This is a genomic window from Bradyrhizobium sp. USDA 3311, assembly GCF_054062495.1.
This window is the reverse complement of record NZ_JBSSFI010000001.1, coordinates 15,971-42,708: the sequence shown is the minus strand read 5'-3', so window position 1 is coordinate 42,708 and position 26,738 is coordinate 15,971. Positions and strand designations below refer to the sequence as shown.

At 58.9% G+C, this 26,738-nt stretch carries 21 protein-coding genes and 10 pseudogenes; 14 read left to right on the top strand and 17 right to left on the bottom strand.

Features of this window, described 5'->3' with window-relative positions; translation table 11 throughout:
* Window positions 1–30: 30 nt before the first annotated feature.
* Both ACVWW6_RS00205 and tnpB (ACVWW6_RS00200) read right to left on the bottom strand, forming a co-directional pair.
* A pseudogene (locus tag ACVWW6_RS00205) lies at window positions 31–573 on the bottom strand (IS66 family transposase zinc-finger binding domain-containing protein); the annotation flags it as partial.
* 74 nt (window positions 574–647) lie between these two features.
* Entirely contained in the window at window positions 648–887 is a 240-nt protein-coding gene (gene tnpB / locus ACVWW6_RS00200) for an IS66 family insertion sequence element accessory protein TnpB (RefSeq protein WP_456679846.1), read from the bottom strand.
* 583 nt (window positions 888–1,470) lie between these two features.
* Between tnpB (ACVWW6_RS00200) and ACVWW6_RS00195 the strand changes: the two are divergent.
* A pseudogene (locus tag ACVWW6_RS00195) lies at window positions 1,471–1,740 on the top strand (transposase); the annotation flags it as partial.
* Window positions 1,741–1,742: 2 nt separating this feature from the next.
* On the opposite strand, the pseudogene ACVWW6_RS00190 reads toward ACVWW6_RS00195, so the two are convergent.
* Both ACVWW6_RS00190 and ACVWW6_RS00185 read right to left on the bottom strand, forming a co-directional pair.
* Window positions 1,743–2,474 (bottom strand): annotated as a pseudogene (locus ACVWW6_RS00190) (IS481 family transposase); the annotation flags it as partial.
* A 73-nt stretch (window positions 2,475–2,547) separates the two neighbouring features.
* Window positions 2,548–2,859, bottom strand: a pseudogene (locus tag ACVWW6_RS00185) (integrase core domain-containing protein); the annotation flags it as partial.
* Window positions 2,860–3,032: 173 nt separating this feature from the next.
* Here ACVWW6_RS00185 and ACVWW6_RS00180 point away from each other — a divergent pair.
* Complete coding sequence (locus tag ACVWW6_RS00180) at window positions 3,033–4,322, top strand: ISL3 family transposase (RefSeq protein WP_456683101.1); 1,290 nt, start codon at window positions 3,033–3,035, stop codon at window positions 4,320–4,322.
* Between the two features lie 20 nt (window positions 4,323–4,342).
* On the opposite strand, the gene ACVWW6_RS00175 is transcribed toward ACVWW6_RS00180, so the two are convergent.
* Window positions 4,343–5,167, bottom strand: coding sequence for an IS5 family transposase (locus tag ACVWW6_RS00175; RefSeq protein WP_456679845.1), 825 nt, complete (start codon window positions 5,165–5,167; stop codon window positions 4,343–4,345).
* Between the two features lie 35 nt (window positions 5,168–5,202).
* On the opposite strand from ACVWW6_RS00175, the gene ACVWW6_RS00170 reads away from it, so the two are divergent.
* Complete coding sequence (locus ACVWW6_RS00170) at window positions 5,203–5,484, top strand: transposase (protein ID WP_456683100.1); 282 nt, start codon at window positions 5,203–5,205, stop codon at window positions 5,482–5,484.
* Between the two features lie 69 nt (window positions 5,485–5,553).
* Here the strand turns inward: ACVWW6_RS00170 and ACVWW6_RS00165 are convergent.
* Window positions 5,554–6,273: pseudogene (locus ACVWW6_RS00165) on the bottom strand (helix-turn-helix domain-containing protein); the annotation flags it as partial.
* A gap of 127 nt (window positions 6,274–6,400) precedes the next feature.
* Here ACVWW6_RS00165 and tnpC (ACVWW6_RS00160) point away from each other — a divergent pair.
* Window positions 6,401–7,273 (top strand): annotated as a pseudogene (gene tnpC, locus ACVWW6_RS00160) (IS66 family transposase); the annotation flags it as partial.
* Window positions 7,274–7,627: 354 nt separating this feature from the next.
* Here tnpC (ACVWW6_RS00160) and tnpC (ACVWW6_RS00155) read toward each other — a convergent pair.
* The 6 genes and pseudogenes from tnpC (ACVWW6_RS00155) to ectB all read right to left on the bottom strand — a co-directional run.
* A pseudogene (tnpC, locus tag ACVWW6_RS00155) lies at window positions 7,628–9,063 on the bottom strand (IS66 family transposase); the annotation flags it as partial.
* 425 nt (window positions 9,064–9,488) lie between these two features.
* Window positions 9,489–10,661, bottom strand: coding sequence for an IS91 family transposase (locus tag ACVWW6_RS00150; protein ID WP_271611718.1), 1,173 nt, complete (start codon window positions 10,659–10,661; stop codon window positions 9,489–9,491).
* Window positions 10,662–10,670: 9 nt separating this feature from the next.
* Complete coding sequence (locus ACVWW6_RS00145; RefSeq protein ID WP_188106851.1) at window positions 10,671–11,531, bottom strand: site-specific integrase; 861 nt, start codon at window positions 11,529–11,531, stop codon at window positions 10,671–10,673.
* 144 nt (window positions 11,532–11,675) lie between these two features.
* A complete protein-coding gene (tnpB, locus tag ACVWW6_RS00140; RefSeq protein ID WP_456679844.1) occupies window positions 11,676–11,957 on the bottom strand; it encodes an IS66 family insertion sequence element accessory protein TnpB in 282 nt (93 codons plus the stop codon).
* Window positions 11,958–12,018: 61 nt separating this feature from the next.
* Window positions 12,019–12,441: an IS66-like element accessory protein TnpA gene (tnpA, locus tag ACVWW6_RS00135; RefSeq protein WP_456679843.1), complete on the bottom strand. Its 423-nt coding sequence runs from the start codon at window positions 12,439–12,441 to the stop codon at window positions 12,019–12,021.
* 88 nt (window positions 12,442–12,529) lie between these two features.
* A complete protein-coding gene (gene ectB / locus ACVWW6_RS00130) occupies window positions 12,530–13,795 on the bottom strand; it encodes a diaminobutyrate--2-oxoglutarate transaminase (protein WP_456683099.1) in 1,266 nt (421 codons plus the stop codon).
* Window positions 13,796–14,063: 268 nt separating this feature from the next.
* Here ectB and ACVWW6_RS00125 point away from each other — a divergent pair, with 268 nt between their 5' ends.
* The 4 genes and pseudogenes from ACVWW6_RS00125 (at window position 14,064) to ACVWW6_RS00110 (ending at window position 18,133) form a co-directional block, all read left to right on the top strand.
* A complete protein-coding gene (locus ACVWW6_RS00125) occupies window positions 14,064–15,476 on the top strand; it encodes a hypothetical protein (RefSeq protein WP_456679842.1) in 1,413 nt (470 codons plus the stop codon).
* A 585-nt stretch (window positions 15,477–16,061) separates the two neighbouring features.
* Window positions 16,062–16,362, top strand: a pseudogene (locus ACVWW6_RS00120) (IS66 family transposase); the annotation flags it as partial.
* Window positions 16,363–16,720: 358 nt separating this feature from the next.
* On the top strand, window positions 16,721–16,933 hold the full coding sequence (locus tag ACVWW6_RS00115; protein ID WP_456679841.1) for a hypothetical protein: 213 nt from the start codon (window positions 16,721–16,723) through the stop codon (window positions 16,931–16,933).
* Window positions 16,934–17,917: 984 nt separating this feature from the next.
* Window positions 17,918–18,133 (top strand): hypothetical protein, encoded by a 216-nt coding sequence (locus ACVWW6_RS00110; RefSeq protein WP_456679840.1) that lies wholly within the window; start codon window positions 17,918–17,920, stop codon window positions 18,131–18,133.
* Between the two features lie 370 nt (window positions 18,134–18,503).
* On the opposite strand, the gene ACVWW6_RS00105 is transcribed toward ACVWW6_RS00110, so the two are convergent.
* Window positions 18,504–18,917 carry a hypothetical protein gene (locus ACVWW6_RS00105; RefSeq protein ID WP_456679839.1) on the bottom strand — a complete coding sequence of 138 codons (414 nt, stop codon included), beginning with the start codon at window positions 18,915–18,917 and terminating at the stop codon, window positions 18,504–18,506.
* Between the two features lie 780 nt (window positions 18,918–19,697).
* Here ACVWW6_RS00105 and ACVWW6_RS00100 point away from each other — a divergent pair.
* The 5 genes from ACVWW6_RS00100 to ACVWW6_RS00080 all read left to right on the top strand — a co-directional run bounded on the left by ACVWW6_RS00100 (window position 19,698) and on the right by ACVWW6_RS00080 (window position 22,145).
* Window positions 19,698–19,814 (top strand): hypothetical protein, encoded by a 117-nt coding sequence (locus tag ACVWW6_RS00100; protein WP_456679838.1) that lies wholly within the window; start codon window positions 19,698–19,700, stop codon window positions 19,812–19,814.
* A 26-nt stretch (window positions 19,815–19,840) separates the two neighbouring features.
* Window positions 19,841–20,071: a hypothetical protein gene (locus tag ACVWW6_RS00095; protein ID WP_456679837.1), complete on the top strand. Its 231-nt coding sequence runs from the start codon at window positions 19,841–19,843 to the stop codon at window positions 20,069–20,071.
* Between the two features lie 148 nt (window positions 20,072–20,219).
* Entirely contained in the window at window positions 20,220–20,495 is a 276-nt protein-coding gene (locus ACVWW6_RS00090) for a Wadjet anti-phage system protein JetD domain-containing protein (RefSeq protein ID WP_456679836.1), read from the top strand.
* Between the two features lie 640 nt (window positions 20,496–21,135).
* Window positions 21,136–21,375, top strand: a complete 240-nt coding sequence (locus ACVWW6_RS00085; RefSeq protein ID WP_456679835.1) for a transcriptional regulator domain-containing protein — start codon at window positions 21,136–21,138, stop codon at window positions 21,373–21,375.
* Between the two features lie 362 nt (window positions 21,376–21,737).
* Window positions 21,738–22,145: a hypothetical protein gene (locus ACVWW6_RS00080; RefSeq protein ID WP_456679834.1), complete on the top strand. Its 408-nt coding sequence runs from the start codon at window positions 21,738–21,740 to the stop codon at window positions 22,143–22,145.
* A 15-nt stretch (window positions 22,146–22,160) separates the two neighbouring features.
* On the opposite strand, the gene ACVWW6_RS00075 is transcribed toward ACVWW6_RS00080, so the two are convergent.
* Window positions 22,161–23,096, bottom strand: a complete 936-nt coding sequence (locus ACVWW6_RS00075) for a LysR family transcriptional regulator (RefSeq protein WP_456679833.1) — start codon at window positions 23,094–23,096, stop codon at window positions 22,161–22,163.
* A 138-nt stretch (window positions 23,097–23,234) separates the two neighbouring features.
* A complete protein-coding gene (locus ACVWW6_RS00070; protein ID WP_456679832.1) occupies window positions 23,235–23,516 on the bottom strand; it encodes a helix-turn-helix domain-containing protein in 282 nt (93 codons plus the stop codon).
* Window positions 23,517–23,838: 322 nt separating this feature from the next.
* On the opposite strand from ACVWW6_RS00070, the pseudogene ACVWW6_RS00065 reads away from it, so the two are divergent.
* Window positions 23,839–25,016, top strand: a pseudogene (locus tag ACVWW6_RS00065) (adenosylmethionine--8-amino-7-oxononanoate transaminase); the annotation flags it as partial.
* On the opposite strand, the pseudogene ACVWW6_RS00060 reads toward ACVWW6_RS00065, so the two are convergent.
* Window positions 25,016–25,501, bottom strand: a pseudogene (locus ACVWW6_RS00060) (phosphocholine cytidylyltransferase family protein); the annotation flags it as partial. The pseudogenes ACVWW6_RS00065 and ACVWW6_RS00060 overlap by 1 nt on opposite strands.
* A gap of 323 nt (window positions 25,502–25,824) precedes the next feature.
* Window positions 25,825–26,682 (bottom strand): phosphoenolpyruvate mutase, encoded by an 858-nt coding sequence (aepX, locus tag ACVWW6_RS00055; RefSeq protein ID WP_456683098.1) that lies wholly within the window; start codon window positions 26,680–26,682, stop codon window positions 25,825–25,827.
* Window positions 26,683–26,738 lie beyond the last annotated feature (56 nt).

The window sequence follows — 26,738 nt, the reverse complement described above, 5'->3', positions numbered from 1 at the left end:
CACTGTCAGCTCAAGTCCCTTCTTTTACACATATTTGGAGACAAGCACCTGGGCGACGGTAGCCTCGGTCGGCAATCCCCCTCGATCAGCCGAGCCGGCGCCGGCGCCTGAATGACGCCGTCCTCGCAGGCACGGCAGGCATATTTGGGACGCCGGGTGACGAGATCCGGAACTGCGCCGGGACCAGGTCCAGCCGCTTGCTTCGATCCTCGCCGATCCGGTGCAACTTGCTCTGGCAGCAGGGACAGGTCTTGTCGTCGATATCGACGACGACCTCGATCCGCGGCAGGTGCGCCGGCAAGGCACAAGGTTGCCGCGGCGCTTGCGAGCCCGCGCCTCACGGCCTTCATGTGCGCTCACGTTCTCCGCCGTTTCGCTGTACGCTGCGACCTGCTCGACGTCTTCCAAGCCGAGCAGCATCTGATCTTCACGCTACGTCTCTGCGCGCCGACCAAACCGATGTCGCTGCAATTCCTTGATGATCTGTCGCAGCCGTTCGCTCTCGCACCGCTCGGCGAGCAGCACCGATTTCAGCGTCTCGGGATCGTCAGGCAGGGCGTCACTCACATCCAATTCAGAGCATATTCGCCACCATCTGGCGACGCCTCCGATGCTACTGATTCACTTCGCCGCAGCATCGCCAATAGCTATCCGGCTGGAGTTGGCGCCGGCGTCTCCCGCGCCTCATGCACAAGCCGCCAATCGAGGCCCTCCAGCAGCGCCGACAATTGCGCCGCCGACAGACGCATTACGCCGTCTTGGATCTTGGGCCAGCGGAAGATCACATGCTCAAGCCGTTTGGCGAACAGGCTCAGACCCGTCCCCTCCCAGAACACCAGCTTGATCCGATCCGCCCGCTTGGCCCCATAGCCACGACCGGGTCGCAAGTCCGACAGTACACGTTCTAAGATGTCGTGTTTAGCGTCACGTGAAGGTGCCCGCGCAAATCGGGCTCAACGGACAAACCTACAAGAACATTCACGTTGAGATCATGCCTTACGCGTAAGCAGTCGGCGATCGCAGCTCAATGATCTCATGAGCATGGGTAAAGCCCTGCACGATTCACGCTCACGGATAGGTCTTGAGACGCACTAACAAGGCCGCTCGTCGCGCTTTGTTCGCGCGACTATTATAGCGTTTCTCAATATGCAATCAAACTGGCCGCCTTGATTCCGCTCTGACCATTTGCCTCAATCCGACGGGCTCGACAGGCGAAGCTGCCGGCAAGACCATACCTCAAGCTAAAAAGGAGGCGGCTTCCCTCCCTCTCGTGGTCTGCTTGATAATGTGTACCGCCGGCTCCATTGGCGGCATTGCGCGATGAGTGACAAGTTACTCACGCGTGTACCTGTTCGACGCAAATCCTCTCAATGAAGGTGTGCGTTCTAATCCATCGACTAGGGCGTGTGGACTCTTGGGATTCTCAAATCAGGTGGAACGTGATTCAAGGCTTTCTTTTAGGAGGAAGCCTTGGGTGTCACAGATCGGCTCGTTCTGAGCGATGCGCAATGGGATCGTATCTCCTGCTTGATCATCGGCCGGCCGGACCAGCGCGGCTCGACGGGCCGCGACAACCGCATGTTCGTCGAGGGCGTGTTGTGGATCGTGCGGACCGGTTCGCCCTGGCGCGATCTGCCTGAAGCATTCGGCGAATGGAACAGCGTGTTTCGGCGCTTCAGCCGGTGGAGCGCCAAAGGGGTCTGGCTGCGCATGTTCGAAGCGCTGGCAGACGATCCGGACTTGTTTAGTCCCGGCATTTGCTGGAGCGGATTAAGTTTGAATCGTTCTGGCTGGGAAGTCCAGCATTTGCAGATGTATTCGTAGGGCGTGAGGCCCTTCAGGGTCTTCAGCCGTCGAGCGTAGTTGTAGGCGTTAATGAAGTCGGCGAGGTGTGCTTCGAGCTGATCGTGTCGATCGTAATGGTAGCGTTGGACGGTCGCTTCCTTGATCGTGCGGTTCATGCGCTCGACCTGGCCATTGGTCCAGGGATGCTTGATCTTGGTCAGCCGATGTTCGATGCCATTCTCTTGGCAGCGGATATCGAACATATGTGTCGTATATCTTGCCGTCGGGCCGTCCGCGTAGCGCGGCGGGAAAGTGAACTGGATCCCATTGTCGGTGAGAACCGTGTGGATCTTGTAGGGGACAGCCGCGATCAGGGCTTCGAGGAAGGCCGAGGCGGAGGTCCTTCCCGTCTTCCTGACCAGTTGCACGAAGGCGAACTTGCTGGTGCGATCGATGGCGACGTAGAGGTAGAGCTTGCCTTCAGCGGTCTGCAGCTCGGCGATGTCGATGTGGAAGTAGCCGATCGGGTAAGCCTTGAACTTTTTCTTCGCAGGCTTGCTGCCTTCGACCTCCGGCAATCGGCTGATGCCGTGGCGCTGGAGACAGCGATGCAGGGATGATCGCGTCAGATGCGGGATGGTCGGTTGGAGCGCATAGAGGCAATCGTCGAGCGGCAATAGCGTATGCTGTAAAAGAAGGGACTTGAGCTGACAGTGAGTGCTTTGTCGCGGCAGGTGTCCGACAAAGATTTCATGTCCGACCTCACGCAGCCGGCAACAATTTCTCTCTCGACAGAGCACTTGCGTCAAGCAAGGTTTGCATCGGCGTCTTGCCGTAGCACCAGCGCCCCTGATGCGGGCGCACCTCATTGTAGGCAGCGATCCACTCATCGAGATCGCTCTGCAAGGCAGTGATGCTCGGATAGATCTTTTTGCGGAACACGACGCGATAGAACTCCTCGAGCACGGTGCGGTGGAAGCGCTCAACAATGCCGTTGGTCTGTGGGCTCCTCGTCTTGGTGCGGGTGTGATCGATGTCTTCGACGGCGAGGTAGAGCTCGTATTCGTGATGCTCCGGATTGGGTTCTTCCGCACATTTGGTGCAGGGTGCAGGATTCACGAACAGTGCGAATAAGGGCATAAGGTCGGAATCGCAGTCGACGTCCGTGATTCGCCTTGCTCCATGCCTTCCGCTCGCTGGTTTCCCCCGAACTTTCGATTGTCCAGATCCTTCCCCAGACGGATAGGGTGGTGCTCGTGGCTCGGCCGAAGTCAGCGGTCTCGCTCTGTCCCTGTTGCGGCGGCCAGACGGGTCGCGTCCACAGCCATTACGTGCGACGCTTAGCCGATCTGCCGTGGCAAGGTCGAGTGGTCGAAATCCGGCTTCAGGCGCGACGCTTTCGATGCGCGAATCCGCAATGCCCGCGTCGGATATTCACCGAGCGGCTACCGGCAACGGTGCGGCCGAAAGCAAGACGCACAACCCGCCTCGGCGAGAGCCTACTGGCAATGGGCTTTGCGGTCGGCGGAGAACCCGGCTCGCGCCTGTCGCGCAAACTGGCCATGCCGGTCAGTGGCGACACCTTGCTCCGGATGGTTCACTCGGCTCCCTTGCCGGATTTCGTGGCCCCGACCGTCGTCGGCATCGACGATTGGGCTTGGCGTCGTGGCCAGCGATATGGAACGATCATCTGCGATCTGGAGCGCAATTGCGTACTTGACCTGCTTCCCGATCGTAATGCCGACAGTGTTGCGCGCTGGCTGAAGCGCTGGCCGGAGATCAAGGTCGTCGCGCGCGACCGTGCGGGCCTTTATGCTGATGGCGCGCGCTGCGGCGCACCCGACGCGGTGCAGGTGGCGGACCGCTGGCACCTGCTCAACAGTCTGGGTGAGGCCCTGCGCCACGCGGTCGGCCGCCATCGTCACAGCATAGCCGCCGCCGTGCAAATCATGGCGTCCGTGCAACGACCGAAGACTGGCAGTTCCACGCTCCCGCCCGGCCTTGCACAATTGCGGGCGGATCGAAAGGCTGCACGACGCGAACGCTGGGATGAAATCTGTCGCCTACGCGAGCAAGGTTGCCCGACATCTGGGATCGCCCAACTGCTCGGCGTCGACAGGCGCACGGTTCAGCGCTGGCTGGCCGCTGGCGGCGAACCAGAGCATTCGCGTCCTCACAGACCTTCACATCTTCTCGCGCCCTTCTCGGCATGGCTCGAAGCGCGGTGGGCCTCCGGCTGCCAGGGGGGCCAGCAGCTTTGGCGCGAGCTTCAGCAACAGGGTTATACTGGAAGTCGGGTGACCGTCGCGCGATGGGCCGCTGACAGGCGTGCCCATGCAGGCTCCGGAGGAGCAGCACAACCGCACCCAACCTGGAAAGCTCCCTCGCGTCGTCGCTGTGCTTGGTATTTGAGTCGGGATCTGGATCAGATCGATGCTGACGCCAGGCTGTTCCTCGGTCACCTGTTTGCGCGAGCTCCGGAACTCGCCACGACAGCAGAGCTAGCGAAGCGGTTTGTGTCTCTTCTCAGAGCCTGACTCAAAAAGCGTCGACGTCTTCAGGGGCTGGCCAAGCGGCGAGTTAGGAGCCTCAGATGGGCGGCGAGCAACCAGGCTAGCTCGGTGGCGGCAGAGCCTTCGAAGTCTTTGGAGAGGCGACGACATCTGCCGAACCATGCAAAGGTACGCTCGACGACCCAGCGCCTGGGCAGGAGCTGGAAGCCTTTGACCCCGAGCGGTCGCTCGACGATCTCGATCGTCCATGGTCCGCAGTCGGAAAGTGCGTTGAGGAGCTGTTTGCCGCGATAAATCCGATCGGCAAAGACATGCTCAAGCCTTGGGAAGCGGCCTCGCAAGAGCTCCAACAGAGGAACGGCACCATGGACATCCTGAATGTTGGCGGGATGAACATAGGCAGCCAGCAAGAGACCGTTGGTGTCGGTAACGATATGGCGCTTGCGCCCATGGAGACGCTTGCCGGCGTCGAATCCGCGTGGCCCGCCGGCCTCGGTCGTCGAGGCGGTCTGGCTATCGATGACGGCAGCTGTCGGCCTGGGCTTTCGCCCAAGTTTCCGGCGCGCCTTCCGAACCAAAGCTTCGACGATCTCCTGCCATCTACCCGTGTCGCGCCAAGCGTAAAAATAGCCCTGAACCGTCGAGTATGGCGGGAACTCCTTCGGCAAGGCTCGCCACTGGCAGCCGCTCGACAGAATATAGAAGATCGCCTGCACGATCTCGCGCAGATTAACCTCCCGCGGCCGGCCCAACCGACGTCGCGGCGGCATCTTCCGGGCGATCAACGCCCACTCTGCATCGGTCAGATCACTTGTGTAACGCAGTCCACTGCGCTGATACTTGATACGAGCGGCTTTGGTCCACGGCATGGTGCCCTCCCTCGAATCTTTGCAAATCCGAAGGAATCACAGGCCCGCTAAAGCCGCTCACCTTTTTCGGTCAGGCTCTCAGGGGCAGCGACATCGCCGAGCTCGATAAATGGATCGCACAAGCAGCCACCAGCGAGCTCAAGAGCTTCGCCAACGGCATCGCGCGCGACATCGACGCGGTCCGAGCGGCAATAACAACCCCCTGGACAACCAGTCCGGTCGAAGGCCAGATCAGCAGGATCAAAGCCATCAAACGACAAATGTATGGCCGGGCAAGCTATCCGCTATTGCGTCGACGCGTCCTTCTGGCTGCTTGAGTATGACCGGGCAACCTGTCCAACCCCAGCTACTCAAGCTGCACCAAATGTGCGGAAGAACCCCGGATTGCCGCAATACTCGGTGCCGCGGTCGGTCAGGATCCGGTTCAGCGGGATGCCCCGCGCATCGAAGAACGGCACCACGCGATCATTCAACAGTTCGGCCGCCGTGATCGGCGTCTTGCGATCATACAGCTTGGCGAACGCCACCTTGCTGTAGGTGTCAATGAAGGTCTGCTGATAGATCCGCCCGACCCCCTTCATGTTGCCGACATAGAAGGTGTCCTGCGCACCGCAATAGCCGGGGCACTCGCTCTCGAACTCGCCGTGCGCCTCCTTCTCGGACTTGGCCTTTTCCAACGCAACGAGCTGGGCCTCGGTCAGCACCAGGCCGTCCTGGGCCATCTTGGCCTCCAGCGCCGTCAGCCGCTTCTTGACGTTGGCGAGGTCGTGACGCAGCCACACCGCCCGCACGCCGAACGGGGAGATCGACAGGCCGCGGCTCCTGAGCTCATTGCTGACCCGCACCTGCCCCCAGGCCGGCTGGTCGATCGCCAGCTCAACGACGGCTGCCTCGACCTCCGGCGCGACACGGTTCTTCAGGACCGGTTTCTTGCGGCTGATCTCAATCAGCGCCAGCTCGCCGCCCTTGTCGTACAGTTCCTTGAACCGGTAGAAGCTGTCGCGGCTATAGCCCATCATCCGGCAAGCCTGGCTGACGTTGCCGAGCTGCTTGGCCAATTCCAGCATGCCGACTTTCGCGCGAATGACCTTCTGTTCCTGGGTCATGGTAACGTCTCCTGTGAGACGCTGCGGGCTGCGCGGGAGCGCCCTTTGGGTGAGCGCTCCTGCTCGCCCGCAGCTCCATTCCCTGCCAGTTCAAACCTTGCCGTCAGATTAAGTCGAAACTTCTACAAAATATGCCGATCGCCTGCCGCTCTACCGAGGCGCAGATTTACGGCCGCCAGGGCATTGAGCTCGATCGTTCGACGTTGGCGGACTGGTGGGACAAGCTGCCTTCAACCTGCGTCCGCTGCATGAGCGGCTCCTTGGCAAGCTCCACAACGGCCAAAGCTGTTCGCCACGAGCCGACGACGCGGTGCTCGATCCCGGCCGCGGACGCACCAAGACCGGTCAGCTCTGGGCCTATGCGGCGGACGACCGGCCATGGGGTGGTGCCGTTCCGCCGGTCGTCGCCTATGTCTATGCGCCCGATCGCAAAGCCGACCGACCGGTCGCCCATCTTGCTGGCTTTAAGGGGGTCCTGCTGGTCGATGGCTATGCCGGCTATGGCAAGCTCGGCAAGCGCTGCGAGGTTCAGCTTGCATTCTGCTGGTCGCACATGCGGCGCAACCAACTTGCCACCCCCGGGTCCCACGCCCATCGCGAGCGAGGCGCTTCAGCACATCGCCGAGTTCTACGGATCGAGAAGGACATCCGTGGCCGCAGCGCCAAGGAGCGTCGCCTCGTCCGGCAGCAGAAGAGCCGACAGCTGGCGGAGGGCCTCGAGCGCTGGCTCCGCGCAGAGCTCGCGCTGATCAGCCAGAAGGGCAAGCTGGCGATGCCATCCGCTATGCGCTCTCGCGCTGGGAAAGTTCTGACACTCTTCATCGACGATGGCCGCCTCGAGCTCGACAACAACGCCGTCGAGCGCTCGATCCGTCCGATTGCGCTCAATCGGAAAAATACGCTGTTCGCAGGCTCCGACGGCGGTGCCGAGCACTGGGCCATCATCGCATCCCTGGTTGAAACCAGTAAGCTGAACGAGTCGATCCGCTCGCCTAGCTGACCGACTTTCCATCAGGATCGTTAATGGCCATCCAAACAGCAACATCGATGAGCTGCTTCCGTGGGCCAATTGCCGTCACGACCTCGAAGCCGTGGCCAAAGAACGACGCTTACCCTCCACCCGTGCACTCAGGAATTCGATGGTAGGATTAGCAGCCGTTGTCATCCGGAGCGCTCCGCACCGCCGCCGACGTCTCCGACACCAAAGGCACGAATGATCGTGTATCCGCGAAGCCGAAAGGACCAGTTGACCTGGACACGCCCGGAGCGGTCAGTCATGAGCCATGGTTCGCGCGCGATCCATCTTGCAACCGCATGTGGCTCGAGACTTTCTGCGGCAATCTGAGCTTTCAAATCATCCGGCCACTGCTTCCAGCCTACGCCAACACACGTCAATGCGCTGAGTTACTCGTGCCGCTCGAGCGGAGATCGCTGACGCTGGCGTCCAGTTCCAGGGCAGAAGTTCGTCAAGCCGATGAGCCGGATGGGCGGCGATGCGGGCAAGGATATCCGTAAGCCACGCCTGCGGGTCGATGCCGTTCATCTTTGCCGTGACGATAAGGCCGTACATAGCTGCGGCGCGCAGCCCTCCGCGATCAGAGCCGCAGAACAGCCAGGACTTCCGTCCAAGAGCAATGCCTCGCAAGCCCCTTTCGGTGGCATTGTTGGAGACACACACGCGCCGTCCTGAAGGAACAGCGTAAAGCTCGCCCATCGCTTCAGGATATAGTTGAAGGCCTTGGCCAGGTCGTGCCCCCGAGACAGCTTGGCAAGCTGCTCCCGCATATAAACCTGGAGGTCCTCGACCAGGGGCCGGCTCAGCATCTGCCGCACCTCAAGGCGCTCCTCGGCACTCTTGCCGTTGATGGAGCGCTCGATCTCGAACAGTGCATCGATCCTCCGCGCGACCTCGATCGCGATCGGAGAGAGCGGAATTTCCTTCTTGCCGCCGGCCTTGCGCCGGGCATTCTCTTCGATGTCAGCCATGGCAAAGAACGGGCGCCGTCCATGCGACCAGCAGGCAGCCTCCCGGATCGGGCCTGGCTGGCGTCCCGCCAGATAGAGCTGGTTGTACCCGTCATAGGCGTCGGCCTGCAGGATGCCGGCATAGCCCGCCAGATGCGCCTGGGGATGCTCGCCCTTCCGGTCTCGTGAGTAATAGAACATCACCGCCGGCGGATCCGTGCCCCCAAACGACCGGTCATCCCGGATGTAGATCCAGCATCGTCCCGTATCGGTCTTGCCCTTGGCCAGCACCGGCACTGTCGTATCATCGGCATGAAGACGCTCGGCCCTCATTACATGAGGTTCCAGCAAGCGCAGCAGGGGATCCAGCGAGGCACAAACTGCGCCTCCGGCATCTGCCATGGTCGACAGTGCGATCGGCACGCCTTCCAGCACGTAGCGCTCGGCCTGGCGGTTCAAGGGCTGATGCTGGCCGAACTTCTCGAACACGATCATGGCCAACAGGCTCGGGCCAGCCCATCCCCGGGGGACGGCATGGAACGGCGCCGGCGCCTGGCCGATCTTCTCGCAGTCGCGACAGGAGAACTTCTCTCGGACCGTCTCGATCACCTTCCACTGGCGCGGCACCACTTCCAGCGTCAGCGTCACGTCCTCGCCAAGCTTGCGCAGGCGACTGCTGCCGCAGCATTCACAAGCCGTAGGTCCATCGATTGCCACCCGTTCCCGGGGAAGGTGCTCGGGGAAGGTCTGGCGCTCGCCGCGCTTGCGGGTAAATCCGCGCACCGTCGTCGTTTTGGCCACGGCCCGTTCCGCCGCAAGCTCGTCCATGTCATCCGGAACAGCGTCGTCGGCATTCATGCGACGCAGTGAATCACAGATTGGACGCGATGGGACTCTTGAGGGTTCTGTGAGGTCGCGGGGCAAAGGCCAGCCGCGCGCTCTGTCGTAGCGTGCGACCTCATAGAAGCCGGATTGAACGAAGCCGCGGAGTTGTGGGCGCTATGGGAATAGTGCAGCCGGTGTGGCTGCGGGGAAGGCGCGCCTGTGGTCGCCGCGCGTCGGCGCGATATTGATCGGACGTGAGCGGCGCCATTGCTTGGGCCAAGGGCGCGATGCAGCGAGGGATTGGTGGCGCTGGGATGCGCGGCCGAACGATTGGCGGGGTGAGCGGTGACGAGCGCGGCCACGGCGACCTCGGACGCTGCTACCGAGCAGGTGATCACGGAAGGGGTGGATGGTGCAGGCGCTGGTCATGATGTGTCACAACGAAACGGACGGTCGCGCGCGCAGGCTCGCGGGATGACGTCGACGCGCCGCATGGTGCCGCCGCAATGTGGGCAGGCGGGGATCTCGCATTTGACGAGGGGATCGGCTTCTGGATCTGGCGGAAGATGGCGGACAGCGAGGAGCTGACGGCAGAGGGCGATTTTGTCGCTGCGTCCGCCATTGGCGAGGAAGCCATAGTGGCGGATGCGGTGAAAGCCGTCCGGCAGGGTGTGCAGGAGAAAGCGCCGCATGAACTCACCGGCATCGAGCGTCATCACCTTGGCTTTGCGATTCCGCCGATAGTCCTTCCAGGAAAAGCTCACCTTACCATCGGCGAGTGAGATCAGCCGACTGTTGGCGATGGCGACGCGATGCGTATAGCGGCCGAGATAAGTCAGCACCTGTTCGGGCCCGCCGAATGGCGGCTTGGCGTAGACGACCCAGTCGGTCCGTCGGAGCTGATCGAGCCGCTGTCTGAATGCGGCGGGATCGGCGAGATGGGCGAGATCACCAAAAAAGCCCAACTGGCCAGCCACGAAGGCAGCTTGCAGCTCTTGCAGAAACAGGCGGCGGAACAGCCGGGAGAGGACGCGCACCGGCAGGAAGAAGCCGGGCCGGCAAGCGACCCAGCGTGTGCCGTCGAGCGAAGGTCCACCACCAGGCACGACGCAGTGGACATGCGGATGGTGTTGCAGGGTCTGGCCCCAGGTATGGAGGACGGCGGTCACGCCGAGCTGGGCGCCGAGATGCTTGGGGTCGGCCGCGATGGCGGTGAGCGTCTCCGCGGCGGAGCGGAACAGGATGGCATAGACCACCGCCTTGTTCTGGAAAGCAATCGCTCTGGCCGGCGCCGGCAAGGTGAAGACCACGTGGAAATACGGCACGGGAAGGAGTTCGGCTTGCCGCTCGGCGAGCCATTGCGCGCGCGCCGCGCCCTGGCACTTCGGACAGTGCCGATTGCGACAGGAGTTGTAGGCGATGCGCGTCGCACCGCAGTCGTCGCATTGCTCGACGTGGCCACCGAGCACGGCCGTCCGACACGCCGTGATGGCGCCCATCACGCGTCGCTCGACGCGGCCGAGGTGACCGGCATGCGCCTGTCGAAAAGCTTCGCCGTGGCGGCGGAATATGTCCGCCACCTCCAAAGCCGGGCCCATGAGGCCCGATCAGCCGGGTGGAACGATCTCCAATCGCAGCCGGTCAAGCGGACTCGGGGTCTGGCTGATCGTCTTGGTGGCGACCTGGGCGTAGCGTGCCGTGCTTTGCAGGCTGGCATGGCCGAGCAGCACCTGGATGACACGAATGTCGGCGCCGTTCTCCAGAAGGTGGGTCGCAAAACTGTGCCGTAGTGTGTGCACCGTCACGCGCTTGTTCAGACCGGCTGCGATGTGGGCCGAGCGGCATGCCGCGTGCAGCACGGTCGCATCAAGCGGCCGCTCACTGTCGCGGCCGGGAAATAGCCAGCGTGTCGGTCGGGTTAGCCGCCAATAGGCCCTTAGAATCTTCAGAAGCTGCGGCGAGAGCATAACGTAACGGTCCCTGCCGCCTTTGCCTTGTTCGACCCGGATCACCATCCGCTGGCTGTCGATATCCGCGATCTTGAGGAAAACCACCTCCGACACGCGTAATCCGGTGGCATAGACGGTCGTCAACGCTATGCGGCTCTTTAGGCTCGGGATCGCCTCCAGAAAGCTCACCACCTCGTCGGCACTTAGCACGACCGGCAGCTTGCGTGGCTCCCGCGCGTAGGCGATGCGCTCCGGGATCGTGCTGTGGCCGAGCGTCACCCCGTAGAAGAATCGCAACGCACAGACGATCTGGTTCAGGGCAGGCCATGAGATCCCCGTCGCCACCAGATGAACCTGGAACGCGTGGACGTCCTCCAAGCCCAAATGGTCGGGCGATCGGCCAAAATATCGGCTGAACTTCGATACTGCGTTGAGATATGATCGTTGCGTCGCCGGCGACAAATTGCGGACCGTCATGTCCTCGATCATGCGTCGGCGGAGAGGGCTAAGCTGGGCCATCGGAAAACCTCCTGTCTGAAGGGTTGGGCTCTGAAAACCCTCGATCCTCTCAGACAGGAGGCGGCCGTTACCACCTCTCCTCAAATGCCGCGCCAGCGGCTTCGTTCAATCCCCAAAATGCCAGCAGCTGCAGATTTTCCTGGATCAGCCCGCGCTCTGCGGTCGCCAGCTCAGTTGCGGATTCCTCCAGTCGATCCCTTCCAGCATATAGGCCATCTGCGCCGCAGAGATCGATACCGCGCCGTCCGACGCCGAAGGCCATATGAACTTGCCGCGATCCAGGCGCTTGGCGTAGAGCGACATGCCCAACCCATCATGCCAGAGGATCTTGACCAGATCGCCGCGGCGCCCCCGGAAGATGTAGAGATCGCCAGCATGGGGATCGCGCTTCAGGGTCGCCTGGACCGCAAGCGCCAGGCTTTGCATCCCGCGGCGCATGTCGGTGTGGCGGTGGCGATCCAGACCCTGACGCCGCTCGGGATCGGGATCATCGCCGTCTCAGAAGCTCAAGAACCCGCTGCAGCGCCTCCGTGTCCACGTCCCGATCAACACGCACGCGACAGCCGCCGCCAAGCTCGATCTCGATAATGCCGGCCCGTGCACGTTGCGCAGGCGGTGAAGACACCGGTTGTGGCGCGCCACTCGAGATCGGAGCCGCAGGCGTGATCTCAACCGGAACAAGCACCGGCGCGGCATCCCCGCTCAACTTGCCTTCGCGCGCCAACCGGCGCCACGTGAACAATTGGCTTGTCGACAGCCCGTTACGTCGTGCCGTCACCGACACTAGACGTGGCCCGCCATAGCTCTCGGTGACGATCCGCTGCTTTTCTTCCAATGTCCAACGGCGTCGAGCGCCTGTCGAGACGACTTCAAGTCGGGAAACCTTCGACATAGGCATATGGTCAGTCATACGCCTATGTCTTCATCCTCCATCAAACCGCACAAGGCGGCCCTCCCCGGAGCGATACCCTAATCCTGCCTGGATAACGAACATCACGTCACTGCCACTTCAGACTTGTTTGAACCACCTCGGTTAGCGATTCTTCGAAGATATCGAGACCCCGAGTCAGCGTCTCAAGATCGATAGTGAGTGCAGGAAGAAACTTTATGACTTGATCGAGGGGGCCGCACCGTTCAAGAACCAATCCTTTCTCAAATGCCCTGCGCGTCGTAGCCTCAGCCGCTGCGGCGGTTTGACAGTCAAGTCCCAATGCCATGCCCCGCCCTCGAACCGCAAAGCCATTTCCGCACTTGAATGCAATAGCCTCAAGCCGACGCCGCATAAATGCTCCGAGGCGTTGAATTTCCAGGGAGAAGTTCTCCGTGCTCCAATATGCATTTATTGCCGCCGTTGCCGTGACGAGAGCAAGGTTGTTTCCTCGAAAAGTCCCTGTGTGTTCACCAGGTCGCCATGCGTCGTGTGCCTCTTTGATCAATAGCAGTGATAGCGGTAAACCGTATCCGCTCAGAGACTTCGACAGCACGACAATATCTGGCGACAATGCCGCGAATTCGAAGCTAAAGAATTCCCCGGTGCGACCACAGCCCATCTGGACATCGTCAACTATGAATAGAGCGCCAACATCGTTTGCTATGGCCTGAATTGATTGCAACCATTCCTTGCGAGCTACGTTTATGCCGCCTTCCCCCTGCACAGTTTCCACTAGAATGGCGGCTGGACAATCGATGCCGCTACTCTGGTCCATCAATACTTTTCGCAAGTAGTCAGCCGTATCAACACTTGGCCCAAGATAGCCATCGTAAGGCATAAAAGTTGCGCCAGCTAAAGAAACACCACTCGCCGCTCGATAGAAACGATTACCACTGGCAGCAATCGCTCCTAAGCTCATGCCATGATATCCATTCGAAAAGGAAATGATGTTGTGGCGCCCTGTGACTTTGCGGGAGAGTTTTAAAGCTGCCTCAATAGCATTTGCGCCAGTTGGCCCCGTGAATTGGAATCGGTACTGCAGACCTCTTGGCCGAAGAATGACGGAGCTGAAAGTCTGCATAAATTCGAGCTTCGCGGGAGTGGCCATATCGAGCCCGTGCACAACGGAATCGGTCGCGAGATAATCCATTATAGCAGCTTTGAACCCGTGATTGTTGTGGCCGTAGTTCAGTGCTCCAGCACCGGAGAGGAAGTCGATGATCTTTCGACCACCCTCTGTTAACATAATAGAGCCGCGCGCTCGGCTGAAGATAGTCGGAAAGGAACGCGAGTATGAGCGAACGTTTGACTCCAGCTCTTCTAGAACCTGCATATTTCGCGGCTCGCCAGTAGGTCCACCCATCGCATATCTCTTTCGCAAGCTTCGAATGAACGAAGGACATTGGCCAGACCGTGAACTGGGACACGCGCACACTAGGCGATAAGTGTCAAAACGGCCTCCGACAAGTCTCTTACCGAAGGACATGGAGCTTCGAACCTACCCATCCTGGTGGTTGCTGATCACCGTCTACTTAGCAATGTTCTGCATATCCTGCTTAAACAGGGCTTCACAATCAGATCAGTTTAGATGGGAGTTGCCTATGTCAATTCAGATGGGGGGTGGATCAGCCGCGATTGCATCGGTACCTTCACCCAGCGAGGCTGATGTGCAAATTGAGCGTCGACTTAGTGAGGCCGCAACTTACGATTCGGAGCCGATCTGGAGGGCGCAAGACGAGCTGACTAGTGCAATTGCAGAGGCAGGCATACATTTTGAGGGACAAGCTTGTCCCGCATGTCTTCGGCCGCTTGTCATAGGATCCAGGCTGGAAAATGATCTGATCACTATCGCGGAGAGCATGGTCAAGCTTCTCGATGCCGCTGCCCAACTGTATTGCCGAAATCCTGAAGTGCAAGATCTATTTCCCGCCTATAAACATTTGCTTCGTTTCATCGTTTGTCTGCCAAAGCATCGACCGATTGTAAGAATATGCCGATTGGACGGCCTATTCAGTAGCGATGGGCATTACAAAATAATCGAAACAAATACCGAGGGGCCGGGAGGTGTTATTCAGACCGGTCTAATCGCTAATGTTTGGAGCCATGTTGCCAATCCACTGACACATGGCCTGGCATTCAACGTGGGTAAGCAGCCCCTAGTTAGGGATCCGCACTGCTTTGTCCGGGAGCTGATGCTTGCTCATCGCGAAGAGACTGGCCGAGACCTCAGAACCGCCGCTATAGCTAACTTTCGCGGCCGTTTTACCAACGAAACGGATTGGATAGAGAAGCGGCTAAGAGACGTTGGAGTCGAAGCTGTGCTGCTTGATCTTAGCGAAATAAGGCGAACGTCTCGTGGTTTAGCTGCGCCGGACGGACAACTCATCGACCTTGTATATAACAAATTGGATGTCAGAGACGTCATCGATTCGGTCGAATGTAACGACTACTTGGAAGCCTGTGCGGCTCAAGAGGTGGTTACGATAAACCCATGGATCTGCCAGTGGATACTCTCTGACAAGGCAATTCTTGCTGTGCTTACTGACGATCGATACAGTTCGCATTTTGACAGTGAGCAGATGAAGCTTATTGCCCGACACATTCCATGGACCCGCCTCGTCAGAGCAGGAATCACAACCGACATCGAGCGGCGTAGGATTGAACTTATCGGCTACATCCGAGAGAACAAGAACAATCTTGTTCTGAAACCTTCAAATGCCACGCGTGGTGAGCACGTCCTAGTTGGGCGTCTCACCTCCTCAGAGGTTTGGGATGAGCACATCAGATACGCGGCCAGTAAGCCCTACGTTGTTCAAGAGTACATCTGGCCCGGAGAGCTTACCGCTCTTCATTTGTCAACTAGATCGATCAGAAAAATGGTATATGGACTCGATTGTTATGTGTTCGGTGGCCGGGTTGCAGGATTCAACTCTCGGGCGAGCTTCGATGCTGTAATGAACGTTGGCCGAAGCGGTATTTTACTGCCAGTCGCTGTTTCCAATGCTGCTGGTTAAATTCACAATTCTCCACTTGAGCAATCCGAAAGTATTCCAGCGACGAGGCTCGTATCGCCAGGAGACTCGCTGTTTGAAAACTACTCTTATAGGCCGCCGTGAACATTGCCCCGTCGCTGAAGTGTCATCCTGTTGCGGTTAAGCCCGGTACTTGTACCCCAAGTGGTGCGCGTGGAGCAACGGATCTTCGGCGGAGTTGATGGGAACTGTGGAGTTCGTTGCGGTGAGGTGAGTGGCATGGGCGGCGCGAGGCAGGTATTTCGACGACCATTGACCCGCGGGATATTGTTAAATCGGCACCTAGTTAACGATTTTGTGCGGGCTTCATCGAGCTCGAAGAACGGGATCTCGTTGAGCAGCCCAGGGCACATCCGGCTATTGAAAATATCGATGAAGCGGTTTTGCAGTTCTGCATCGACGTTCCTGCCGCGATAAGGTGACACTCGATAACGGTGCCCTTGGTTCGTAAGTCTCCGAAAGAGACGCCTTTCGGCTGACCGGCCTGTCGCCATCAGTTCAAAGGCAACGTCAAGTTGAAGAACTTTGGCAATACGTATGGTCCCGCGCGCGATCTGGTCGTACAGCGTCTTCCAGGCCGATGCCTATGGCGGCCAGAGCAAGCTCTACGACCCAAGCCACAACGAGGTCCGATCCTGGAACCGGGGGGTGGGTCCAGGCCCGCCGAAGCGTTCTTCGTGATGGCTGATTTGGCGGAGAATGCGGGCCGCAAGGTGCAAGGCAAAAAGCCAGCGATGATCTCGCCACTGACACTGAGGCATTCCGCCGGATCGAGCCCTTGTTCGAGCCCAGCGCGCGGGAGACGCCCGAGCGGCGCCAGGCCGTGCGCCAGGAGCGCAGCGTCCTGCCGGTCGCTGATCTGACGGTCTAGATGCGCGGACAACGCGCCAAGCTCTCACGGCGCAAACTTACGAGCTCTTCTGCTTGCCGCAGGATCTCGGGACGAGCTTTTTGGTGCGAGTGCAGACCAATCGGTCGCCCGCGGCGCAGAGCCGCGGGATGGAGTTCATCGGGTCTTCGCCCAGCCTTCGCCTGCCCCTTGGGCGGGACGCCCTTACGTCGCGATCGAACAGGATGAGGCGGCATGCATGCACGTAAAGTTTGCCGCCATCCAAAGCTTACCACCCGTCGGTAAGCAGAAGCGATACGGTCCTCAGCTTCTCAGCTACGTCCAAGCCCTTGAGATCGACCCGCCTGAGGACCGTCCGACCATGGACTAGAAGCTGGTGACCAACCTGCCGGTTCAAGATTTCGCCGTCGCTGTCGAGAAGCTCGAATGGTACGCCCTGCGCTGGAAGGCGGAACTATCCCAGGAGGTCATGAAGTCGGGTTGCCGTGCCGAAGAGCTGAGGCTTGAGACCGCGGAGCGATTGGCCAAGTTTGTTGCCCTCATAGCGATGGCCAGCCGGCGCATCTTCTTCCTCATCATATCCGCATGAGCAAAGCCTAAGTTGCGCCGGAGACAGTCCTTAGCTCAACCGAAATCGCAGCGCTTGATGCCGTCGACGCGGCGCGGACCAAAGATCTTCTTCAGGCCAAATATTAGCCCCGACCTGAACCCGATCCAAACAAGTCTTTGCCAAGCACCTGCTCAGAAAGACTGGCGCACGAACCATTTACGCAGTCTGCGCCGCAATAGGCCTGGCACTAGACACCTTTACCCCAGATGAATGCGCCAACTAGCTCTCAAACTCAGACTATGGAACTTGCCCCATCACGCTTTGGTAATTCGCATCCGCTCGCTAAACGTCGACGAGGTCTCTCTCCGCCTAGCACGTTGAACGATCCGATCGCAGAATACTCTGTGCTCCTGGACGCATTCGACCCTCGATCGCGGAATTGAGATCGTTTTGCCCGCCTGATTGCGAAAGCCGCGAGTAAGATGCTTCCATTATTTTCGGGAGAGTGGATGCCATCGCAACTTCGATGCTGGTCGCCACACCTTGAAGACTCGTTGCGTTAGAAGACGAAACTTCCGCTTCGGATTTGGTAGGAGAAATCCCTTCCCAATGCTGTATCCCTCATCATCGAGGACGACCATCAGTTCGGATAACCAGCGCTGTCTCTCGATCGGCCACGATGTGCAAAAAGAGGTGTGAGATGAAGGTCGCGCGTAGCAATAGATCAAACAATTAATGCGTGCCGAAGAAGTGCGATAGCCAGACGATCGTCGGGAAAGCAAGAAATACTGCCGTCTACTATTGAGAGAGGTGGGATGTGGCGCGAAGGATACATGCTGTACAGAATCGGCACACTCCCGCCGCGTGAGGCCGCACACCTTCCCCTCGGGAAGCTTTTGAGCTCTCTTACATATTGCGGCTTGGGCTTACTCTTGGGTTGGGTAGCGCAAAAATTGGAGGACCCCGAGTGCCTCATCCTGTGATTTGCGCGACCAGCCACACAAAAAACGTCATGGAGATAGGATGACTGTTGAAACCGCGCCGTCAGCGGTTCTTGTCGGAAAAAATCGCAACGGCAATTGGGTCGTCCGCGAAAGGAACGGAAATTTCGGCGGCTTGTTTGCAAACCGAACGCAAGCCATCAAATACGCTCTGCTTGCAAATGGCCATCGTCCAGAAACTATCGTCGAAGTGACGTACGCCATCGAACTCTATGTTTCCCCTTTGCCCATCGCATGACTTGGCAGGAGCTATCCAAAACGCTGGAACAGCGTGCCTGGCACTCTTAGCGTCCAAAACAAGACGGCTGTTGGTCGTGATGACGGAAAAGTACCTGCCGCTTCTTTTTTCTGTGAACGACTCCTGTTGCCCGCTAGTATGGCAACTGGTTCCTGACATTGAGATGAGTTAGGCCGTTGTGCCGTGCTGGAGACACCTGATCTTCGGTCATCAATGCAGAGCGGCTGCGGGCGCAATAGACTGTTTGCTAGCACTATGGTTCAGGAAGGTGTTCCACGCAGCAGGCCGGGACGAGCCGCTCGCGTTCTGCGGAGGCAGTCGGCAGCCGCGTTGGTTGCAGCTCCTATCAAGGTTGCGCTCTTAGGCGTTGTTACTCGGCCGGCCTCAGAAGCAGCCGCCAAGTCCTGAAGAGGCGCAGCACCAAACCTCCGGTGACGCTCTTGAACTTGCGCCCATGGGCGGTTGGAAAGACTTTTGCGAAGATGCGCTCGGCGGTACGTAGATCTTCCGGGTCATCAATTTCGTACCACCTGAGGTCATCGCATCTCACCGCAGCAAGCTGCAGGCCTCCCGTTTCCACGAGATAGGAAATAAGCTCCTCCATGTATGCTTGGGTAGCTCCGGCCCTGATCATATCATCTAGAGCCGGGATGACCTCTGTCCGCAGGGTAGACGCGGAGAGTCTCAATAGATTCAGCGTTTTGTAAAGAGGCGGGCCACCCACGATGAGGTTTCGCGCTGTTTTTTCCAAGCAAGACTCTTGAATGAAGCCAAGTTTGGACAACAGAACCGCCGTTCCTGCATCAACTCACACGGTAGGCGAGGCGGTGATTTCGCGCGCACGCGCCTACCTAGAGCGCCTGAAGCAAGCGGAGCCAGCGACGAAAGGCGCAGCAGCCCTGTCGCCCTAGGAATAGACGCATGTGGCGACCAACCCGAGCCCGCCTGCCTCACCGCCGGAAAACGTGGCTGCACATCTGCGCTCAAAGCTTTCGGTAGGCCCGTCGCCGATGATGGGCGAGACAGCCTCGTCGACATGTCGAATTGGCATCACGGCCTTGGCGACGCCGTCGGCTTCGCAATTGAAACGCGCGCCAGGAGACCTTCCTTGCCTCCCGTAAGCCCGTACTCCTCTGCCGGCTTGCCGTCGAGTTTAGCCGCTTCGGCTACCCTCCTGCGCGGCGAATTCATCAACGCGCTCACGGCCCGGATCGGAAAGATGGAGCGGGAGCTGCAAACGTTGAACCGTAGCCTCTACGCACATCCCTTTCATCACCAGCGATATTCATTCCACCGCACCCAAGTGGTGGAATCCCAGCCCATTCCTGAAGGATCATCGAGATCGCCAAAACCTCCGGAGGCGCTCGATATGTTATTCCGGGGCGACGTGCCCGATGACTTCCCGCCCAAGGATACGATCTTGCGCTCAAGGCATTGCTCGATGATCCCGACAAGGACTTCACCGCAACTTTTACTCCTTCGAGATCCACATGGATGATGTCGGCACCGGCCGGTTGACCGCTGGGAGCAGCGGCGCGGCACCGGGTCTGGCGCCGAACAGCAGGTGCCTATCTACGTTGCGATCGGCCCTTCGCTGGCCGTCGTCTGTGGCAGCGCGGAGCGTCGTGCCGGCAAGCCCGCCGGTTTCTCCCTGGCCATCTTCAATGAGGCCTTCTCCTAAATTGACGGCAAAGAACCAGCTGGCAGATGGTCAGCTTTTACAAAAACCTCGGCCTGCAGTTCGTGATCGCGGCAACGTTCGAGAAGCGGGTGGCCGCGCTCGAGCATATGGACACCATCGTGGAGGTGGACCGGATCCGCGAGCAGTCCAGGGCTACCGTGGTGCAACTGAAAGAGAAGGCCAAGCGCGAACTGATGGCCATCCATCCGGACCTGATGTCCGAAGTTGAACTGGCCACCCCTCTGGCCGCTGAGTAGTCATGGCCCGGCGCTTCACGGACGCTAATCGGCTCCTGAACGACCTGCTCGATCGTTTCGAGGCCCGAGCCGCAATGCGATCCCTACCCGGAGTATCCCGCTTTCTCATCGATACCCCTCGCTTGCCACCCAGCAGGCGCGGCGGACCTTGGTATCCGAACAGACACCGATCTTTCATTGGTCGGACATCGATCCGGACGGCACCTGGATCTTCCACACCATCGAGCGCGCCGTCGATCGACCGATCCGCCCCCACCTCATGAGCGTCGAAGTTGCCGAGCGTTTGGGACAAGTGCCGTTCAAAAATCGGCACCCGCTCGATGTCCACCGGACTCCGGGATCGCAGCTGTGGCAGCCTGGCCAAAGATGGAGCCAAGACACTCGAGCAGGAAGAACTCGATCCAGTCCTGCCAGAGCTTCCTAGAAAGTGCGCGCAGATCAACGCGGTATTGATCCGGATGAGCTTCCTCGGTCGACGATCTCCGTCGGCCTTTGTTAAACAACACCTGTGTTCCGCAGGGTGAACGCCATGAGTAGGACGGCTCCTTGCCGTGCTTCGACCAATCCCATTGGCACCATGGCGACAACGCCTCGAAGCATTGCCCACTCCAGAAGTGAAGAATGGGAATCTCTTGTAACCGTGTGTTAGTCCGTTGGTTCGATTACGAAAGCCCCAGTCGGTCTGCGATTTCTCGACAATCACCGAAACAAGAGCACCAATGTTGGTGCCGTCTCCAAAGCGCGCGGCGGATGATCAGCTCCTCGATCCACACTTAATGTCATCCTCTCTGGTGATGCCGACTTCGGCCTTAGCCCTGGTCCCAACGCCGCCGACCTGGCCATATCAGGCAACGCGGTAGCGAAGGGAAATTGTCAATTTGTCGCAAGATCAAGCGGTGGGTCGATCGCGCTCGGCCTTAAGCGTGCGTCTCCGACGAGTAAACCAAGTTCGTTGAAGCGAGATTCGGCCATCGCCGCGAGCGTGCTTAGCGCGAAGGCGCTCAAGGCTTAGCGCATCGCTCAAAAATGGTGAGAGTGTTCTGGCCGACGCGAGCATCTGCGAGATGCCGAGCCTGGGTGATTCTGAGAAAGGACTGGAGATCCGAGGAAGGGTACAGCGGCCTCAAGAAGGCAGAAGCTGCCGACTGGCCTGGGAGTGGCTGCGCCGGCATCGCGACTACCAAGAGGATTATAGGCGGCTATCCCGCCGCGAACGTTCAAGCGCAGCGGCGGGCCAGTTCCGACTCAAAGTGGGGGCTCTCGTTTCCCTGCTGATCCACAAGAGGCCTTCGACAAGCAAGTAGTTCTGAGCGCCCGAGGTGCTGTCAGCGTATTGGCTGTGCGGGCGGCCCACTACATTGCGCCTAAGAGCCACCAGCTGGACTTCGCCAATCTGCCGGGCAGGGAGCTTCGCCGCGCGCCGGATGGATGGCATGGCATCGTGCCGCTCGGGGGCGCGAAGCATCGCCTTTAACCAAGAGAGCTTCCGGCGAGCGGATATGCTGTCATCGTTGATCTGCCGCTCGGCGCCAGTTTCGAGCTCCAGTTGGGGCGCCGCACGTCTATTGTGGCGCGCGCTTGAGCATCGGCCACTCGGAACACCCCCTCTTGCTTTGCCTGTTTTGAAGCAGCGTCAACTGATCCTCGCGCTGCGTGCACTGGATGGATGGCAGCAAAAAAAATAGCTATCGTCGGGCAAGGCTTGTTTGGAAGCGCTCGTATTGCTGGACGAGGATGGAAAACAGACGACCTGCGCAGCCAAACCATTCGACGAGCCTTGACTGCTGCGCATTGCTCCACAAGGGCAGACGAAGGAATGACACTTCATGAGCTATTAGAAGATCAACGGCATACCTCCGTTCCACCAGCAATTCTTTGCTCGTATAGCACAATCGCGGATAGGCTGACATCTTTGCGTAGCGATCTCTCAGTTGTTTTTGACCTCGGGATTGCTGCACGAGACAGACGCTTTCTTCGCAAGGGCTTGACGAATCAGCCCGCATGGTTCCTCAAGTTGAGTGCACTCAAATGTCAAATAGCGGGCAACGCGTTGATCTCCGCTGTATCAGATTGAGGCGCCTGGCAGGCGTCAGGTAGTCTGCGAAAGTGGTGTCTTCTTGCAAAGGCGAACCACCCATCGGCAAAAAGAGCGAGCGATCTCGGGATGCTGGCTGCGATCCATGGCATAGGCGCGATATTGCATGCCACTTGGAGTGCGTGAGCCGGGGATGATTTGCAAAGCGCCCCCTCGCACCAGATCAGTGACGATGATTTCTGGTGCTACAAGAAGGCATTTCCCTGTCATGACTGCCGGCAGAGCGAGATAATTGTGATCGTACCGCGCGCCCGCTCGTATGTCGTTTGGGGACAGGTTCATGGCCCTCAGCCATGTCGGCAGGATGTCGGGACGTGATGTGATGTTCAGTACCGGCGTTGATCGAACGATTGAAAGGTCTCTTCCCGCGACCAGATTTGGAGGGCCGACGCATACAAGCTCCTCCCTGTAGATCTCCCAACTGTCGGCGGATTCGATGACGGAAAGATCGCGTGTAATCAAAATATCGTAATTATCCGAAGATGTCGGCGGCGATAGGGAGCTGACGACGTCCACGATAACACCTCCCGCTTCAGCAGAGAACTCTTGCAGATTTGGAATCAGAAGCGAAGAAGCAAAAGTCGATAATGATGTGCGGACGACAATCCGATTGGTTTCAGCGGCCGCCCGCCGCCGCATTCTCTTGGCGGTGAAACCGACTGTCTCGAGCGGTTCAGAAACTGCGTTTGCGAATAGCCTCCCAAATTCCGTCAAATCACTGCGCCGCCCCCGCCGCTCGATGAGGTCAGCACCAAGATAGTCTCGCAGTACGGACAAATAGCGGCTGACGAAACTCTGCGTTATTCCCAAAGTCGTGGCCGCGCGTGTGACACTGCCTTCGCGCGCGACGGTCACAAAAGCACGGATGGCATTTAAAGGAACCTCATCGTCTTGAGCTGCCACTGTCTGCTCCAGCGCCAGAATGAACATCTATCACATTATTCGATAACCCAAGCGGGATTGCCGGGTGTGAAGGGCCGGCTGCGCATAAAATCCTCTTGGGAGCGTTACTGATATTGGTCCTGTGCCGAGCAAGATCTGCATCACAGATCGGTGTTGTCAGCGTGACTAAGTCCTTTTGCGGCGAGCCGCCTTCGGCTTGCGACCTTTAGGTAAGGTAGCCGGTGGGGGGGCACCCTTGGATGGCCGAACAAGCAGCTCGGAAACAGCAACCCCAAGCGTCTCGGCCAGGCGATCGAGAAGATCGATTGTCGGGTTCGCCTGTTGACGCTCAAGCCCGCCCATATAGGAGCGATCCACACCTGCATCGTAGGCCAGTTGCTCCTGCGAAATACCGCGCTGGACGCGAATCCGCCGCAGATTGTAAGCCACAAGCGCGCGAGCTCTCATGCGCGCAGGCAGCCATTTTGATGGTGATCAAACCACTGGCTATAACCCGCCTAAAAAGTGGCGCACCAATCGAAGGTTTCAATCGAATTCTTCGATATGTGTCATCGAAACTCGCGGTCAGCACCAGCGCGGTCATGGCAACCGTCCCTCTATCAATTCGCAGCGACGCAGGTTTCGAGGCGGTGACCGGAGCCCAGCCGTTCCGCTGCTCGGCACCGTTCGATTGCGCTTCCCATTTGCGCAAACGGCCGTCATCCCAAGGCAAAGATGCTCATCATTGCGAGGGGCCCTCAATCAACGAATGGGGTTGCAGGTTTGATGAATGAGCCGGCGCAGTGCGACAATTTGGCATCCGTTTACGCAACACGCGCTTCAAGGGGAGATGACAAGGATCGCGCGCGGTGAGGGGGCTTACCTTCTCGCCGCCGACGGTCGACATATCATGGATGCAATCTCGTCCTGATGGGTCGTGACCCACGGCCATTGTCACCCACATATTGTCAGCGCCATCCAGGAACAGGCGGGCAAGCTCAATCAGATTATTTTTGCTGGGTATACGCACGAGCCAGCCGAGGAGCTTGCGGCGCAACTCTTGCAGCTCACGCTGCCTGCTCTTGAGCACGTCTTCTTCTCAGATAGCGGTTCGACGAGTGTCGAAGTCGCGCTGAAGATGGCGCTGGGCTATTGGAAAAACATCGGCAAACGGCGGACGCGCATTGTGGTGGTGCAACACTCCTACCATGGAGATACGGTCGGAGCGATGTCGGTCGGAGGCCGTGGCGTGTTCAATGCAGCCTATGAGCCTCTTCTCTTTGACGTCACACCAATCCCGTTCCCGGCAACAGGTCGCGAGCGGGACACGCTCAGTGCACTATATTCAGTGTGCCGGGAGGAGATGGCGGCGGCCTTCATCGTGGAGCCTCTGATCTTGGGCGCGGGAGGAATGCTGATGTACCCAGCCTGGGTGCTGCGCGAAGACTGGGGCGCTCTCTTCATTGCAGATGAAGTCATTGCTGGCTGGGGTCGAACCGGAACGCTGTTTGCGTGCAGGCCGACGTCACTCCAGATATCGCCTGTTATTCAAAAGGTCTCACTGGTGGATCGCTTCCGCTCGCAGTGACACTCTGTCGCGCTGATATTTTCGACGCGCACTATTCGAACGATCGCAATTTGACGTTCTTCCATTTGAGTTCATATACCGCGAACCCGCTTGCCTGCGCCGCCGCAAAGGCCAATCTGGATCTTTGGTAGAGCTCCGATGCGCGCACGCGCGTGTCAACCCTCGCATCCATGCAAGAGCACGCAATTCAGCCGTTTCAGGCAGATCCGCGCTTTGCGAACGTTCGTCGGACCGGCACCATCACTGCGCTTGAGCTGAAAACAAATGACGCCGGCTATCTCGCCGGCATCGGTCCGAAACTTCAGGCCTTCTTCAATGACCAAATCTTCTCCTGCGTCGCTCGTACGATCTACGTGATGCCGCCTTATTGCGTTACAGCTTTCAAGCGAAATTCTGAAATGAAGCCAAGATCGGATAATAGGACCGCCGTTCCCTGCATCAACTCATGGAAAGGAGCGACAGCTGCCGCGTTGGGCGCTTCGCTGACGACTAGCTGCCGCAATACATTTTCCTCAAAGAAGACGTCGCCCTCAAGAACAAGGGAGTCTCCGCAAAGGAGAGCGTCACGCGCCAGCCAGAGCGAATAGGCGCTTCCAGTGCGGTCGTAAACAGAGGATTCGACGTATTTAATTGCAACATTGCCAAAACGACTGCCACAGGCTTCTTGGATCGCCTCTTTGCGATACCCGACAACAATCGTTACCTGTTTCACGCCGAGGCGCCCAAGGTTACGTAATGCGTTGTGCAGGATGGCAGTGCCATGGATTTGGACGAGGGGTTTCGGACTTAGATCCGTTAGCGGCCGCAGACGAGAACCCACTCCAGCGGCGAGAATGAGAGCATGCTTGGGAGCATTCACAGGCATTTCATTCGCCTTCTTCATCTCGAGTGTCGCTCCGTAAGCATCGTGAACTCCTCTGTTCAGTGTTACGTGCCGCAGACTTGTCCGGTCACGCCAGATATTGAAGCGGGTAGGTGTGAATTGTCATCAGGCATACACCTGCATCAGCCGTTGCGTCAGCTTCCTTAAGCGTCAGGGCCAGATGTTTAGCCATGTCCGGAGCTGTCCCGGATGTTAGGTCGCAGCCTTGCTGGGTGGCACCGGATCGAGACCGACGAGAAGTCAGGGGGGGCATGGGCCGGGTTTTGAAGAAAGAAAACTTTAGGTGTCACACCTGCTGACATGGACTAGCTGGGCTGCAGATATTGCTTTTCGGCCTCGGCGAGTTCGTCGTACTTTAGGAGCTCGAATATCTCACTCAGCGGCGCGATATGAGATTCGATGCTTGCAACGCTCTCTTGAGCTGCGATGCTGTCGCAGATCCGCCGCATTGCGGCTGCCGCAGCTCGCATGGAGTGATTGGCCCAGACGACTGTGGAGATCCGCGAATTGCGATAGGCAGAGACTGGCGTTCGAAAGTACGTCGTCGGAACAATGACGACAGGGAGCCGGTTCCGCCACTCGGTGACGAACGAAAGCATCTCGTCCGCGGTACTCTTTCGCGAGTGAATCAAGATTGCATCGGCTCCTGCGTCGGCATAGGCATGAGCGCGCAATATGGCTTCGTTCAATCCATGGCCGGCGATCAGCGCTTCGATCCTAGCCACGAGAACAAGGTGCTCAGCGACCGTATCCTTCACAGCCCGCAGATGACCGGAGAATTCATCGATATCAGCGAGCGGATGCCGTTCACCAATGAGCGAGTTCAGCTTCGGGAAGCAGCTGTCCTCAAGCGAGACGCCCGCCGCGCCAGCCTGATGAAGTTTGCGTGCGAGGAGGCGAGCATTGTTGAAATTGCCGAAGCCGCCGTCACCGTCAACGAGCACAGGTAGCTCGGTTGAGTCCACTATGCGTTCCACGCTGTGGACGAGCTGGGTCCATGAAGCTTCATTGGCATCGCGATAGCCGAGCGAGCTGGCAATCGACAGGCCAGACGCCCAGAGCCCCTTGAATCCTGAGCGCTGGGCGATCGTGGCGGACAGGCCATCATGCGCTTCCATCAGAAACGAGAGCTCATCATTCGAGCAGACCTGGGCGCGAAGCATTTCGACTGGCGACGGCTGTGCGCATTGACGACCTGCGGTAGGCCGAACGGCTTGTG

What these genes read in the sequence shown, in the direction of transcription:
- ACVWW6_RS00175 (WP_456679845.1), bottom strand. Translation starts at nt 5,167, where the DNA reads ATGCCGTGGACCAAAGCCGCTCGTATCAAGTATCAGCGCAGTGGACTG.
- ACVWW6_RS00150 (WP_271611718.1), bottom strand. Translation starts at nt 10,661, where the DNA reads ATGGGCCCGGCTTTGGAGGTGGCGGACATATTCCGCCGCCACGGCGAA.
- ACVWW6_RS00145 (WP_188106851.1), bottom strand. Translation starts at nt 11,531, where the DNA reads ATGGCCCAGCTTAGCCCTCTCCGCCGACGCATGATCGAGGACATGACG.
- tnpB (WP_456679844.1), bottom strand. Translation starts at nt 11,957, where the DNA reads ATGCAAAGCCTGGCGCTTGCGGTCCAGGCGACCCTGAAGCGCGATCCC.
- tnpA (WP_456679843.1), bottom strand. Translation starts at nt 12,441, where the DNA reads ATGACTGACCATATGCCTATGTCGAAGGTTTCCCGACTTGAAGTCGTC.
- ectB (WP_456683099.1), bottom strand. Translation starts at nt 13,795, where the DNA reads ATGCAGGTTCTAGAAGAGCTGGAGTCAAACGTTCGCTCATACTCGCGT.
- ACVWW6_RS00125 (WP_456679842.1), top strand. Translation starts at nt 14,064, where the DNA reads ATGTCAATTCAGATGGGGGGTGGATCAGCCGCGATTGCATCGGTACCT.
- ACVWW6_RS00110 (WP_456679840.1), top strand. Translation starts at nt 17,918, where the DNA reads ATGACTGTTGAAACCGCGCCGTCAGCGGTTCTTGTCGGAAAAAATCGC.
- ACVWW6_RS00095 (WP_456679837.1), top strand. Translation starts at nt 19,841, where the DNA reads ATGGTCAGCTTTTACAAAAACCTCGGCCTGCAGTTCGTGATCGCGGCA.
- ACVWW6_RS00085 (WP_456679835.1), top strand. Translation starts at nt 21,136, where the DNA reads ATGCCGAGCCTGGGTGATTCTGAGAAAGGACTGGAGATCCGAGGAAGG.
- ACVWW6_RS00080 (WP_456679834.1), top strand. Translation starts at nt 21,738, where the DNA reads ATGGCAGCAAAAAAAATAGCTATCGTCGGGCAAGGCTTGTTTGGAAGC.
- ACVWW6_RS00075 (WP_456679833.1), bottom strand. Translation starts at nt 23,096, where the DNA reads ATGTTCATTCTGGCGCTGGAGCAGACAGTGGCAGCTCAAGACGATGAG.
- ACVWW6_RS00070 (WP_456679832.1), bottom strand. Translation starts at nt 23,516, where the DNA reads ATGAGAGCTCGCGCGCTTGTGGCTTACAATCTGCGGCGGATTCGCGTC.
- aepX (WP_456683098.1), bottom strand. Translation starts at nt 26,682, where the DNA reads ATGCTTCGCGCCCAGGTCTGCTCGAATGATGAGCTCTCGTTTCTGATG.